Origin of the sequence: Streptomyces rugosispiralis (assembly GCF_024505145.1) — a bacterium.
Classification (GTDB): Bacteria; Actinomycetota; Actinomycetes; order Streptomycetales; family Streptomycetaceae; genus Streptomyces; species Streptomyces rugosispiralis.
This window is the reverse complement of the sequence record NZ_JANIAA010000043.1, coordinates 72,427-84,793: the sequence shown is the minus strand read 5'-3', so window position 1 is coordinate 84,793 and position 12,367 is coordinate 72,427. Positions and strand designations below refer to the sequence as shown.

Sequence of the window (12,367 nt, the reverse complement as noted above, 5' to 3'; positions counted from 1 at the left end):
CCCCCCCCCCCCCCCGCCAGGCCCCCCCCCCCCCAAGCCCCCCGCCCCCGAGCCCCCCGCCCCCGGGGCCCCCCGCCCCCGCCGGGCCCCTGACCCGCCGAGACCCCCCGGCCCCCGAGACCCCCCGCCCCCGAGGTCCCCGCCCCCAGGCGACCCTGACCTCCGAGGCGCCCCTACGCCCCCCGAATCGCCGTCCGGGCCCCCGAGGCGCCCCCTGAGCTTCCGGTCCTCCGGGACCGCTGATGTAATCGGGGGCATGGCCCCCGACCCGCTGTCCTCGCCCCCGCCTGTGATCCCCCCGGGGATGCCCCCGCTGGCCACCCCCGGTCAGCGCTTCACCGCCCGGCTCATCGACATCGTCATCCTCGGCGCGATCTGGACGGTGGCGCTCACGGCGACCGGCGCGCTCCAGTACACGATGGACCACCCGGGCGAGCAGGACATGGGCAAGGTGACCCTCGCGCTCGTCATCACGATGGCGCTCTACTTCGGCTACGAGGGCGTCATGCTGGCCCGCAGCGGACAGACGCTCGGCAAGAAGGCACTGCGCATCCGGGTGGCGATGCTGTCCGACGGGAATGTGCCGGCCGGTCAGGGCTGGGTCCGCGCGGCGGTCTACGTACTGCCGGGGATGCTCATCCCGCTGCTCATCGGCACGGTCTTCTGGCTGGTCAACTCGGCCTCACTGCTGTGGGACAAGCCGTTCCAGCGCTGTCTGCACGACAAGGCCGCGCGGACCGTCGTGGTGTCGGCCGTGCAGTGAGGGTGTCAGCCGTGCAGTGAGTCGGCGTGCGCCCGGGTGTGCGCCCTCGCCGGGTCGGCCGGTCCGGACCCCGCCACGGGGCGGTTGGTGCGGACGGTGCGGCCGGTGCGGGACACCCGGGCCACCGGCACGGTGACGGCGACGAGGAGCCCGAGAACCAGCCCGACCACGGTCACCACCGCCACCCCGAGCCCCGATCGGGTCTGGGAGAGCAGCAGCATGGCGAAGGTCGAGAGAACGACGGTGGCCGAACCATAAACAAGCTGTGCAGGAGTCGGACGCGGCATGGCGGGATCCGTCCTCGGGGGCGATATGCAGGGGGCATGAGTCAGGCCGAAGTGCACCGTCAGTCCTGACTCTACGGTCCTGCATGCCCGAGGGGAACGGAAGTAAGCGTGACCTCACCCACGACGCTGTTGCACAGGGGGCGCACGGAATCATCGGGTGTGCCAACCGGCGTGCAAGGCGCGCCCGTTGCTGTCCGTTAAACGGAACGTCGGGATCGCAGAACGTACTTGTCTCATCAGTCCAAGTCAAGGTCTGTCTTTTCTCCTGCCACTCCGGTCAAATGTCCGGCACTGGTGTGGAAAGGGGAGGACTGAGCGAGTGAACAGCCAACGGAGGACGGTCAGATCGGCCGCCATAGCCACAGTGGTGGCCGCGCTCGGAGCGGCGGCGCTGTCGACCGGCATGGCCCAGGCGGACGCACCGTCTACGCGTGTTGAGCGCCATGATCCGGCGCCCGCGAAGACGGATGTCCAGCACGATCTCGAGGGTCCCTACAGCAAGCAGCGGGAAGCGCAGCGCCAGGAGGCGCTGCGGCAGGTCATCTCCGGCGACGCCAAGGCGACCACGCGCGGGGCGTCCAAGGTCGTGAAGCTCGGCAAGGGCAAGTACGTCGAGCTGGCCCGGGAGAAGACCGACAAGATCTTCACCATCCTGGTCGACTTCGGCGACAAGGTGGACAACACCACCATGTACGACCCGGACGGGGACGGTCCCGAGCCGCCGGTGAAGAAGTACGGCGGCGACCCGGGCCCGGCGCACAACACCATCGCCCAGCCGGACCGCGCCAAGGACAACAGCACGGCCTGGCAGAAGGACTACAACCGCCAGCACTTCCAGGACCTCTACTTCTCCAAGGACAAGAAGAAGGAATCCCTGAAGAAGTACTACGAGAAGCAGTCCTCGGGCCGCTACTCGGTGGACGGCGAGGTCTCCGACTGGGTCAAGGTCGACTGGAACGAGGCCCGCTACGGCTCCAACTACTGCGGCGACACCAACTGCGCCAACGCCTGGGACCTGATCCGCGACGGCGTCAACCAGTGGGCCAAGGACCAGAAGGCGGCCGGCCGCACCGACGCGCAGATCAAGGCGGACCTGGCCAAGTACGACCAGTGGGACCGCTACGACTACGACGGCGACGGCAACTTCAACGAGCCCGACGGCTACATCGACCACTTCCAGATCGTCCACGCCGGTGAGGACGAGTCCGCGGGCGGCGGGGCCCAGGGCGAGGACGCCATCTGGGCGCACCGCTGGTACGCGTACGGCACGGACGCGGGCAAGACCGGCCCCGGCGAGAACAAGTCGGGCGGTACGCAGATCGGCGACACCGGCATCTGGGTCGGCGACTACACCATGCAGCCGGAGAACGGCGGCCTCGGCGTCTTCGCCCATGAGTACGGCCATGACCTGGGCCTGCCGGACGAGTACGACACCACCGGCAAGGGGGAGTCGTCCGTCGCCTACTGGTCGCTGATGTCCGCGGGATCCTGGCTCGGCACCGGTAAGGACGCCATCGGCGATCTGCCCGGCGATATGAACGCCTGGGACAAGCTCCAGCTGGGCTGGCTGAACTACGCCTCGGCCAAGGCGGGTAAGAAGTCCACCCACACTCTCGGGGTGGCCGAGTACAACACCAAGAACAAGCAGGCGCTGGTGGTCGAGCTGCCCGCCAAGGCCGTCAAGACCGAGGTGGTCGCCCCCGCCGAGGGCTCCAAGCAGTGGTGGAGCGGGATGGGCGACGACCTCAAGAACACCCTGACCCGGTCCGTGGACCTCACGGGTAAGTCCAAGGCCAGCCTGGACCTCCAGGGCTGGTGGGACATCGAGGAGAACTACGACTACCTCTACGCCGAGGTCTCCACGGACGGCGGCGCCAACTGGACGCCGGTCGACGGCACCGCGGACGGCAAGGCCATCCCGCGCGACGCCGGTGACAAGCCCGCGCTGACCGGCACCTCGGGCGCGTACAAGAAGCTCTCCTTCCCGCTGGACGCCTACGCGGGCAAGAAGATCGACCTGCGCTTCCGCTACCAGACCGACGGCGGGGTGGCGCAGAAGGGCTTCGCGGCCGACGCGATCACCCTGACCGCCGACGGCGCCCCGGTCTTCAGCGACGGCGCCGAGGGCGACGACAACGGCTGGACGGCGAAGGGCTTCTCGCGCATCGGCGGCTCCTTCACCAAGGACTACCCGCAGTACTACCTCGCCGAGAACCGCCAGTACGTGTCGTACGACACCACCCTCAAGACCGGTCCGTACAACTTCGGCTGGGCCTCCACCCGGCCCGACTGGGTCGAGCACTTCCCGTACCAGAACGGGCTGCTGATCTGGCAGTGGGACACCTCGCAGCCGGACAACAACGTCGGCGTCCACCCGGGCAGCGGTCTGATCCTGCCGATCGACGCCCACCCGGCCGCCGAGAAGTGGGCGGACGGCAAGCTGATGCGCAACCGGATCCAGGCGTACGACTCGCCCTTCAGTCGGCTCCCCTCGGACGGCTTCACGCTGCACAACGACGGCAAGGCCGCCAAGGTGAAGCCGAAGCCGGGCGTCCCGGTCTTCGACGACCACAAGGGGACGTACTGGGACAACAGCAACCCGACCGGCAGTGTCAAGGTTGCTGACACCAACACCCGGATCAAGATCCTCAAGGAGCTCCCGGGCGGCTCGACGATGACCGTCCAGGTCGGACCGTCCGCCTCCTAGATCCACACCAGTCTGCGTTTTCGCAGGTCAGAGCGGTAACGGCCGTCGCCCCCTAGCGGGCGGCGGCCGTTCGCGTTTAGATGCCCCTACGACCTTCTTGTTGACACGACGTCTCACGGGGGACATGACCCGCAATGGCCGACGGAGGATTCACCAAGCTGCCGGGCGGCAGTGTGGTGGTCGCGCTGACGCTGCCGCGCCCGCTGGGCGAGGGTGGCGTGCGCGTACTGGTACACGCCGCGAACCGCCAGCGAGCCCTGACCAGGCTCCGCAATCTCGGGCTGCGCGCTGTCTATCTGCGCGGCAACACCGCGCCGCCGACACCCGACGAGGTGACGGCGGTGCTCCACCATCCCGACGGGGTGGTCTGGCGCACCGCGCCGGACCGCGGAGGGGAGCTCTGGCATCCCATGGCCGCCCTCCTCAGACCCCCGGCCCCGGCCTCGTAGGGGGTGTCCGAGGGGGCGTGGCGCCTGCGGCGGGCTGTTCCCCTACCCGCCCCTTCCCACAACTGGGGCTCCGCCCCAGACCCCGCTCCTCAAACTCCCCCAGCTACCGCTGGGAGGTGCCCCCTGGAGGGGCTGGAAGGCGGGGCTCCGCCCCAGACCCCGGGGTCCAGGGGCGAAGCCCTTGGTATCGGGAAGGGGCGGGTAGGGGAAAGCCCCGCCTCTTGCGCCCCATAGCGCCGGGGCCCGGGGCGGCGGCCGATCCAGCCTTGCCGGTCAGGCCGCCGAGTAGCGGTCGGGAAGGGGGCTGGAGGGCGTTCTGGGCGCCTCCGGGGTCCTCAGACGACCGGTTTGCCGCTGAGCTCGACCCCGGCCGCCCGCAGCTCCCCCAGGGCGCGCTCGGTCGTGGCCGGGGAGACGCCCGCGGTCAGGTCCAGCAGGACATGCGCCGCGAACCCCTCGCGGCGCGCGTCCAGCGCCGTGGCCCGCACGCAGTGGTCGGTGGCGATGCCCACCACGTCCACCTCGGTCACCTCCCGCTCGCGCAGCCACTGGGCGAGCGGGGTGCCGTGCTCGTCGGAGCCCTCGAAGCCGCTGTACGCCCCCGTGTAGGCACCCTTGTCGAAGACCGCGTCGATCGCGCCGGAGGCGACGGCGGGCGCGAAGTTCGGATGGAACCCGACGCCCTCGGTGCCCGCGACGCAGTGCACCGGCCAGGTGTGCTCGTAGTCGGGATTGTCCGAGAAGTGATCGCCCGGATCGATGTGGTGATCACGGGTGGCGACGACGTGCCGGTAACCGGGCGTGGCCTCCCCGATCAGATCGGTGATCGCGGCGGCGACATCGGCGCCCCCCGTCACCGCGAGGCTTCCGCCCTCGCAGAAGTCGTTCTGGACGTCGACGACGATCAGTGCCCGGTGCATGTCACCGAGGGTAGACACTCCGCGTCGATTGCGGCAGTGGGCGTGCCCCGCGTTCCCGTTCATGACCCGTCCGCCTCTCAGGCCCGCGCGTACTCGGTGGGCAGGACCGGCTCCCCGCGCGAGAGCTGGGTCGCCGACAGCGGCAGCCCGGCACGGGCCGCGATATGCCGGTCCCGCGCCGCGTCCAGCGGCTCGCGGGCCACGATCTCGCCCCCGCGCACCAGCTCGACCAGCAGTTGATGGGCCGCCAGCGGCTCGGGGATCTCACCGGTGCCGATCACCTCGGCCTCGGCCACCCCGTGCTCGTCCATCCGCCGCGCGGCCCATTTGCGGCCGCCCACCGAGGCCTTGGCGCCCATGGACTTCTTGGCCACCGGCAGCAGCGGCGCGTCCGCGTCGTCCGAACCGGCCCGCGCCACCAGCTTGTAGACCATCGAGCAGGTCGGGTGGCCGCTGCCGGTGACCAGCTGGGTGCCGACCCCGTACGCGTCCACGGGGGCCGCGGCCAGCGAGGCGATCGCGTACTCGTCGAGGTCGCTGGTCACCACGATCTTGGTGTTCTTGGCGCCCAGCTCGTCCAGCTGCTGGCGCACCCGGTGGGCGAGCAGCAGCAGATCGCCGGAGTCGATCCTTACGGCGCCCAGGTCCTTGCCGGCCACCTCCACGGCGGTGCGCACCGCCGTGGCGACGTCATAGGTGTCCACGAGCAGGGTGGTGTCGCTGCCATGCGCCTGGACCTGCGCCGTGAAGGCGTCCCGCTCGCTGTCGTGCAGCAGGGTGAAGGCGTGGGCGCTGGTGCCCACGGTGGGGATGTTGTAGCGGAATCCGGCCGCGAGGTCGGAGGTGGTGGTGAAGCCGCCGACGTAGGCGGCGCGGGCGGCGGCCACGGCGGCCAGCTCATGGGTGCGGCGGGCGCCCATCTCGATGAGCGGCCGGTCGCCGGCGGCGGTGGACATCCGGGACGCGGCGGCGGCCACCGCGGAGTCGTGGTTGAGGATGGAGAGGATGACCGTCTCCAGCAGCACCGCCTCGGCGAAGGTGCCCTCCACCCGGATGATCGGCGAGCCGGGGAAGTAGACCTCGCCCTCGGGGTAGCCCCAGATGTCGCCGCGGAAGCGGTAGTCGGCGAGCCAGCCGAGCGTGGGCTCGTCCACGATCCGCTGCTGGGCGAGGAAGTCCAGTACGCCGGTGTCGAAGCGGAAGTTCTCGACGGCGTCCAGCACCCGCCCGGTGCCCGCCACGACGCCGTAGCGCCGGCCCTCGGGGAGGCGCCTGGTGAAGACCTCGAAGACCGAGCGGCGGTCGGCGGTGCCCGCCCGCAGCGCGGCCTGAAGCATGGTGAGTTCGTACCGGTCGGTGAAGAGTGCGGTCGACGGCACGTCCACCGGCAGTCCCAAGTCCGCAGTGTCCATGGTTGACGATGCTACCTCCGCTACTCGTCAGAGTGACGAGATCTGGGTGCCGGTTTAGGCGACGGCCCGTGCCGGGTGGCAGCATGGGACGTGTGAGTGTCGCGCCCGTGGAGATCGAACGTCCTGAATCCCGTGAAGCACCCTCGTCGGTGCCGGAACCCGACGTTCCCTGGGTGACGGTGGTCCATAACGACCCCGTCAATCTCATGAGCTATGTGACCTACGTCTTCCAGAGCTACTTCGGCTACTCCAAGGACAAGGCCAACCGTCTGATGCTCGACGTCCACCACAAAGGCCGCGCGATCGTCTCGAGCGGCACCCGCGAGGAGATGGAGCGCGACGTGCAGGCGATGCACGGCTACGGCCTGTGGGCGACCCTCCAGCAGGAGCGCTGATGTCGGGACGTTTCGAGTCGCTGCCGGGCGGGGGCGCCGCCATCGCCCTGGACGAGGTGGAGATCTCCATCCTGCGCAGCCTGGCCATGCAGCTCGCCGAGCTGATCGGTCCGGGCGACCAGCCCGCCGGGGGCGATGACCCGCTGGCCGCGCTCTTCGCGGACGGCCCCAGCAAGCCGCCGGAGGATCCGGCGCTCGCCCGGCTCTTCCCGGACGCCTACTCCCCGCCGGACCGGGAGCTCGGGGCGCGGGAGGAGAAGGAGGCGCGGGAGGCGTCCGCGGAGTTCCGCCGCTTCACCGAGAACGACCTGCGGGCGCGCAAGCGCGACGACGCCCTGGCGGTGGTGCGCGACCTGGACGCGCTGGACCCCGGCTCCGCGGGCGGGGCCCCGGCGGTGCTGGAGCTGGCGCCGGACAGGTCCCGGAGCTGGCTGGGCGCGCTCAACGACCTGCGGCTGGCCATCGGGACCCGGCTGGAGGTCACCGACGAGGAGGACGGCGGTGAGCTGCTGGGGCTGCCGGACTCCGATCCGCGCAAGCCGATGGTCATGGCGTACTTCTGGCTCGGCGGGCTCCAGGAGACCCTGATCGAGACGCTCATGCCGGAATGATTTCTTCCGGCAACTACTGAGTGTTCGTTTAGAGGATGCTCAACTCCGGATAACGATCGCATCACTGCGATCGTTATCTTTGTTGCGCAGTGCAACTTTTGTCCGCTTCTCCCTGTGGTGTGCACCACATGCGACACAGTCGATCAGTCTGACGGTCGTGGTAAATCTTCACGATCGCAGCCAGCCGCCACAGGGAGAAAGGCGCAGCAATATGACCTCAGCGGCTCCTGAAGAGGGCTATGAGCGCGGCCTTGGCAGTCGCCAGGTCCAGATGATCGCTATCGGCGGCGCCATCGGCGTCGGCCTGTTCATGGGTGCCGGGGCGAACATCGCCAAGGCCGGCCCGAGCATCATCCTGATGTACGCCCTCGCGGGCGTGATCGTCTTCTTCATCATGAGAGCGCTCGGTGAGCTGCTCCTCTACCGGCGGTCCACGGGCTCCTTCGCGGAATACATCCGGGAGTTCCTGGGCCCGTTCTTCGGCTATGTGACCGGCTGGACCTACTGGCTGCTGTGGGTGGTGACCGGCATGGCCGAGCTCACGGCCGCCGCCATCTACATCAACTTCTGGTTCCCCTCGATCCCGCAGTGGGTCAGCGCCCTGGTCTTCCTGGTGGTGCTCTTCGGGGTGAACCTGATCTCGGTCAAGGTCTTCGGTGAGGTCGAGTTCTGGTTCTCGATGGTCAAGGTCACCGCGATCATCGGCATGATCGTGATCGGCCTCGGCGTGCTCACCCTCGGTTTCTCCGACGCCGGTGACACCGCCGCCGCCTCGAACCTCTGGTCCCATGGCGGGTTCTTCCCCAACGGCATCGGCGACAGCCTGATGACCCTCCAGGGCGTGATGTTCGCCTACATCGCCGTCGAGCTCGTCGGCGTCACCGCGAGCGAGTCCGAGGACCCGGAGAAGACCCTGCCCAAGGCGATCAACACGCTGCCGTGGCGCATCATCATCTTCTACGTCGGCGCCCTGACGGTGCTGCTCGCCGTCGTCAAGTGGACCGAGTTCTCGGCCGGCGAGAGCCCCTTCGTGCACGGCTTCTCCAAGATCGGCATCCCCCTCGCCGCCGGTATCGTCAACTTCGTGGTCCTGACCGCGGCCCTGTCCTCCTGTAACTCCGGCATGTACTCCACCGGCCGGATGCTGCGCGACCTGGCGACCAGCGGTGAGGGGCCGAGGATCTTCGCCCGGCTCAACCTCCGCAAGTCCCCGGCCATCGGCATCACCTTCTCCGTCCTCTTCATGGCCATCGGCGTGCTCCTCAACTACGTCGTCCCCGAGAAGGCGTTCACCTACGTCACCTCGGTGTCCACGGCCTGCGGCATCTGGACCTGGCTGATGATCCTGTTCGCCCACATCCGGTACCGCGCCGCGTTCCGCGCGGGCCGGCTGCCCGCCTCGTCCTTCCCGGCTCCCGGCGGCTCGGTCTTCAGCTGGGTGGCGGTGGTCTTCCTGCTGTTCGTGACCTGCCTGGTCGCCTACGACAAGGACGCCCGGGTCTCCCTGTACGTCGGCGCCGGGTGGGCCGTCTGCCTGGTGATCGGCTGGTACGTCCTCAAGGCCCGCGGCGGGGCTCAGCCGCTCGACCAGAGCGACGCGGCGGAGCCGGAGTACGCGCGCAAGTAATCCGTATCGCCTTTCGGGCGTGACATCTCAGCAGGCGGGCTCCGGACCAGTGTCCGGAGCCCGCCCGCCCGTCTCCCACCACCACCCTCGACGGAGGCTCCCCCAGACTCCGTCCGGGAGGTGCCCCCCGCGCGCCACCCCTTTTTTCTTTCCTATTGTGTGGTCATGCTGACCATCACCCAGGCGCTCCACGACAAGATCGTCGCGCACGCCCGCGCCGACCACCCGGACGAGGCATGCGGTGTGATCGCGGGCCCGGCCGGAAGCGGCCGCCCCGAGCGGTTCATCCCGATGCTGAACGCGGCCCGTTCCCCCACCTTCTACGAGTTCGACTCGGGTGACCTGCTCAAGCTCTACCGCGAGATGGACGACCGGGACGAGGAGCCGGTGGTCATCTACCACTCGCACACCGCCACCGAGGCGTACCCCTCCCGCACCGACATCTCCTACGCCAATGAGCCCGGTGCCCACTACGTCCTGGTCTCCACGGCCGAATGCGGCAATGACGAGGGACCCTTCCAGTTCCGGTCCTTCCGGATCGTGGACGGTGAGGTCACCGAGGAAGAGGTGGAGATCGTCCCGGGTGGCTGAATCGCCGAGTGGTCTCGCATCGCGGTCACTACCCGTCCGTATCGCGGGATTGCCTACCGGAGCCCGGTTCGGGAATCGATACGATGAGTCCATGGTTTTCGATGACGTGAGCGAGAAGACGCCGGGCATGCTGCTCGTGGCGCGGCTCCACGTCGACCTGTGCCGGCTCGCCAGCGCGATGTGTCCGCGCCGCGCCGTGGCCGCCTGAACGCGCGCCCGAGACGCCCCGACGCCCTTCGACGACGCCCTCCCGGCCGCTCCCGGTCCGGGAGTCCACCCCGCCCTCCGACAGGAGCTTAAGAATGGCCATCGAGGTCCGCATCCCGACCATCCTCCGCACCTACACCGACGGCCAGAAGGCGGTCGAGGGCAGCGGGGCCACGCTCGCCGACCTCTTCGCCGACCTGGAGAGCCGGCACTCCGGGATCCAGGAGCGCCTGGTCGACGGCGGTGAGCTGCGCCGCTTCGTCAACGTCTATCTGAACGACGAGGACGTCCGCTTCCTCGACGGCATCTCCACCAAGGTCTCGGACGGCGACAACGTGACGATCCTCCCGGCCGTCGCGGGTGGGGCTCTCGGGGCGGAGCCCCGTCCCGCTGGGGTGGTGGCCGGGCGACGGGATGGGGCCGCCGGGGCGGAGCCCCGTCCCGCTGGGGTGGTGGCCGGGCGACGGGTGGGAATGCTCTGATGCGGTACGACAGCCCCCTGGCCGCGGTCGGCAATACGCCGCTCGTCGGGCTGCCGCGGCTCTCGCCCTCGTCCGACGTACGGATCTGGGCCAAGCTGGAGGACCGCAACCCCACCGGCTCGGTCAAGGACCGCCCGGCGCTCCATATGGTCGAACAGGCCGAGAAGGACGGCCGGTTGACCCCCGGCTGCACCATCCTCGAGCCCACCTCCGGCAACACCGGGATCTCGCTCGCGATGGCGGCCAAGCTCAAGGGCTACCGCATCGTCTGCGTGATGCCGGAGAACACCAGCGAGGAGCGGCGCCAGCTGCTCGCCATGTGGGGTGCGGAGATCATCTCCTCGCCCGCCGCCGGCGGCTCCAACACCGCCGTCCGGGTGGCCAAGGAACTGGCGGAACAGCACCCGGACTGGGTGATGCTCTACCAGTACGGAAACCCGGACAACGCGGGCGCCCACTACGCCACCACCGGCCCCGAGATCCTGGCCGACCTGCCCTCCATCACCCACTTCGTCGCCGGTCTGGGCACCACCGGCACCCTGATGGGTGTCGGCCGCTTCCTGCGCGAGAACAAGCCGGACGTCCAGATCGTCGCCGCCGAACCGCGCTACGACGACGTCGTCTACGGACTCCGCAACCTCGACGAGGGCTTCGTCCCCGAGCTGTACGACGAGTCCGTCCTGACCACCCGCTTCTCCGTCGGCTCCGAGGACGCGGTGTCCCGCACCCGGGAACTCCTCGCCCAGGAGGGCATCTTCGCGGGCGTCTCGACCGGGGCCGCGCTGCACGCCGCCCTCGGTGTCGCCCGTAAGGCGGTCACGGCCGGGCGGAGCGCCGATGTGGTCTTCATCGTCGCCGACGGCGGCTGGAAGTACCTCTCCACCGGCGTCTACACGGCGGCCACCACCGAGGAGGCGATCGAGACGCTGCACGGCCAGCTCTGGGCGTAGGGGCCGATCGGCCGGTGGGGGCACGGGCCGGGCGACACCCGGCTCCGTCCTGGTGATTCCGCCCACAACGCGGGCCCGTGGAGGAGCTGCCTGGGCTTTTGCGCCTTACGCTCGTGGGCACCGCATGACCCCCCGCACCCGCCCATGGCCCTCGGCATGGGGACCCCTCAAGGAGGTTCCTGCTTCATGAAGCTCACCGTCGTCGGATGCTCAGGGTCGTTCCCGTCCGCGGAATCGGCCTGCTCGAGCTACCTCCTCGAGGCCGACGGCTTCCGGCTGCTCCTCGACATGGGCAATGGCGCCCTTGGCGAGCTGCAGCGCCACTGCGGTCTTTACGACCTCGACGCCGTACTGCTGTCGCATCTCCACCCCGATCACTTCATCGACATGTGCGGATACTTCGTCGCGCGCTACTACCGGCACGACGGTGGGCGCGCCGAGGCGATCCCCGTCTACGGCCCCGAGGACACCGAGCGGCGGCTGGTCCAGGCGTACGACGACGTGCCCGACGAGAAGTCGATGCGCGAGGTCTTCGACTTCCACACGCTCACGCCCGGGAGCTTCGAGATCGGGCCCTTCACCATCCGCGCCGAGCGCGTCTGCCACCCGGTGGAGGCGTACGGCTTCCGGATCGAGTACGGCGGCCGCTCGCTGGTCTACTCGGGCGACACGGGCCCCTGTGAGGCCCTGGTGGACCTGGCCCGGGGCGGCGACCTCTTCCTGTGCGAGGCGGCCTTCACGCACGGCAAGGAGGACATCCCGGGGCTGCACCTCAACGGCCGCCAGGCGGGCGAGCACGCGCTGCGGGCGGGGGTCGGGGCCCTGGTGCTCACCCATGTGCCGCCGTGGACGGACCCCCAGATCAACCAGCGCGACGCCCAGGCGGTCTTCGGCGGCCCGGTGGAGCTGGCCAAGGCGGGCGCGGTCTACGAGGTCTGAGACCCGCCCCGCCCTGCTGCGGCTCCC

The 12,367-nt window shown here is 69.6% G+C and carries 13 protein-coding genes and 1 pseudogene; 11 read left to right on the top strand and 3 right to left on the bottom strand.

Features of this window, described 5'->3' with window-relative positions; genetic code table 11:
• Positions 1–256 precede the first annotated feature (256 nt).
• A complete protein-coding gene (locus NP777_RS39385; protein ID WP_256654980.1) occupies positions 257–763 on the top strand; it encodes an RDD family protein in 507 nt (168 codons plus the stop codon).
• 5 nt (positions 764–768) lie between these two features.
• Here the strand turns inward: NP777_RS39385 and NP777_RS39380 are convergent, their stop codons facing one another.
• A complete protein-coding gene (locus NP777_RS39380) occupies positions 769–984 on the bottom strand; it encodes a hypothetical protein (protein ID WP_391858665.1) in 216 nt (71 codons plus the stop codon).
• Positions 985–1,369: 385 nt separating this feature from the next.
• On the opposite strand from NP777_RS39380, the gene NP777_RS39375 reads away from it, so the two are divergent.
• Both NP777_RS39375 and NP777_RS39370 read left to right on the top strand, forming a co-directional pair.
• The gene (locus tag NP777_RS39375) at positions 1,370–3,757 is read left to right on the top strand and encodes an immune inhibitor A domain-containing protein (protein ID WP_256654973.1); all 2,388 of its coding nucleotides are present in this window, start codon (positions 1,370–1,372) and stop codon (positions 3,755–3,757) included.
• A 134-nt stretch (positions 3,758–3,891) separates the two neighbouring features.
• Positions 3,892–4,206 carry a hypothetical protein gene (locus NP777_RS39370; RefSeq protein WP_086886108.1) on the top strand — a complete coding sequence of 105 codons (315 nt, stop codon included), beginning with the start codon at positions 3,892–3,894 and terminating at the stop codon, positions 4,204–4,206.
• A 335-nt stretch (positions 4,207–4,541) separates the two neighbouring features.
• Here NP777_RS39370 and NP777_RS39365 read toward each other — a convergent pair whose 3' ends face one another.
• Together NP777_RS39365 and NP777_RS39360 are read right to left on the bottom strand one after the other, a co-directional pair.
• A complete protein-coding gene (locus NP777_RS39365) occupies positions 4,542–5,126 on the bottom strand; it encodes a nicotinamidase (RefSeq protein WP_256654972.1) in 585 nt (194 codons plus the stop codon).
• Between the two features lie 77 nt (positions 5,127–5,203).
• Positions 5,204–6,538: a nicotinate phosphoribosyltransferase gene (locus NP777_RS39360; RefSeq protein WP_256654971.1), complete on the bottom strand. Its 1,335-nt coding sequence runs from the start codon at positions 6,536–6,538 to the stop codon at positions 5,204–5,206.
• Positions 6,539–6,621: 83 nt separating this feature from the next.
• Here NP777_RS39360 and clpS point away from each other — a divergent pair, with 83 nt between their 5' ends.
• The 8 genes and pseudogenes from clpS to NP777_RS39325 all read left to right on the top strand — a co-directional run bounded on the left by clpS (position 6,622) and on the right by NP777_RS39325 (position 12,340).
• Positions 6,622–6,933 (top strand): ATP-dependent Clp protease adapter ClpS, encoded by a 312-nt coding sequence (gene clpS, locus NP777_RS39355; RefSeq protein ID WP_037962133.1) that lies wholly within the window; start codon positions 6,622–6,624, stop codon positions 6,931–6,933.
• Complete coding sequence (locus NP777_RS39350; protein ID WP_256654970.1) at positions 6,933–7,544, top strand: DUF2017 domain-containing protein; 612 nt, start codon at positions 6,933–6,935, stop codon at positions 7,542–7,544. The genes clpS and NP777_RS39350 overlap by 1 nt, the downstream gene beginning before the upstream one ends.
• 211 nt (positions 7,545–7,755) lie before the next feature.
• Complete coding sequence (locus NP777_RS39345) at positions 7,756–9,171, top strand: amino acid permease (protein WP_256654969.1); 1,416 nt, start codon at positions 7,756–7,758, stop codon at positions 9,169–9,171.
• Between the two features lie 165 nt (positions 9,172–9,336).
• Positions 9,337–9,762, top strand: coding sequence for a Mov34/MPN/PAD-1 family protein (locus NP777_RS39340; RefSeq protein ID WP_182471280.1), 426 nt, complete (start codon positions 9,337–9,339; stop codon positions 9,760–9,762).
• Positions 9,763–9,853: 91 nt separating this feature from the next.
• Positions 9,854–9,970: a putative leader peptide gene (locus NP777_RS48380; protein WP_014061047.1), complete on the top strand. Its 117-nt coding sequence runs from the start codon at positions 9,854–9,856 to the stop codon at positions 9,968–9,970.
• A 94-nt stretch (positions 9,971–10,064) separates the two neighbouring features.
• Positions 10,065–10,334 (top strand): annotated as a pseudogene (locus NP777_RS39335) (MoaD/ThiS family protein); the annotation flags it as partial.
• A gap of 116 nt (positions 10,335–10,450) precedes the next feature.
• Positions 10,451–11,401 (top strand): PLP-dependent cysteine synthase family protein, encoded by a 951-nt coding sequence (locus tag NP777_RS39330; protein ID WP_256654967.1) that lies wholly within the window; start codon positions 10,451–10,453, stop codon positions 11,399–11,401.
• A 186-nt stretch (positions 11,402–11,587) separates the two neighbouring features.
• Entirely contained in the window at positions 11,588–12,340 is a 753-nt protein-coding gene (locus NP777_RS39325; RefSeq protein ID WP_256654966.1) for an MBL fold metallo-hydrolase, read from the top strand.
• Positions 12,341–12,367: the final 27 nt, after the last annotated feature.

Excerpts from the sequence above, each read along its gene's own strand:
- NP777_RS39340 (WP_182471280.1), top strand. The coding sequence starts at position 9,337 with ATGCTGACCATCACCCAGGCGCTCCACGACAAGATCGTCGCGCACGCC.
- NP777_RS39365 (WP_256654972.1), bottom strand. The coding sequence starts at position 5,126 with ATGCACCGGGCACTGATCGTCGTCGACGTCCAGAACGACTTCTGCGAG.
- NP777_RS39385 (WP_256654980.1), top strand. The coding sequence starts at position 257 with ATGGCCCCCGACCCGCTGTCCTCGCCCCCGCCTGTGATCCCCCCGGGG.
- NP777_RS39330 (WP_256654967.1), top strand. The coding sequence starts at position 10,451 with ATGCGGTACGACAGCCCCCTGGCCGCGGTCGGCAATACGCCGCTCGTC.
- NP777_RS39350 (WP_256654970.1), top strand. The coding sequence starts at position 6,933 with ATGTCGGGACGTTTCGAGTCGCTGCCGGGCGGGGGCGCCGCCATCGCC.
- NP777_RS39360 (WP_256654971.1), bottom strand. The coding sequence starts at position 6,538 with ATGGACACTGCGGACTTGGGACTGCCGGTGGACGTGCCGTCGACCGCA.
- NP777_RS39370 (WP_086886108.1), top strand. The coding sequence starts at position 3,892 with ATGGCCGACGGAGGATTCACCAAGCTGCCGGGCGGCAGTGTGGTGGTC.
- clpS (WP_037962133.1), top strand. The coding sequence starts at position 6,622 with ATGGGACGTGTGAGTGTCGCGCCCGTGGAGATCGAACGTCCTGAATCC.
- NP777_RS48380 (WP_014061047.1), top strand. The coding sequence starts at position 9,854 with ATGGTTTTCGATGACGTGAGCGAGAAGACGCCGGGCATGCTGCTCGTG.
- NP777_RS39345 (WP_256654969.1), top strand. The coding sequence starts at position 7,756 with ATGACCTCAGCGGCTCCTGAAGAGGGCTATGAGCGCGGCCTTGGCAGT.
- NP777_RS39380 (WP_391858665.1), bottom strand. The coding sequence starts at position 984 with ATGCTGCTGCTCTCCCAGACCCGATCGGGGCTCGGGGTGGCGGTGGTG.
- NP777_RS39325 (WP_256654966.1), top strand. The coding sequence starts at position 11,588 with ATGAAGCTCACCGTCGTCGGATGCTCAGGGTCGTTCCCGTCCGCGGAA.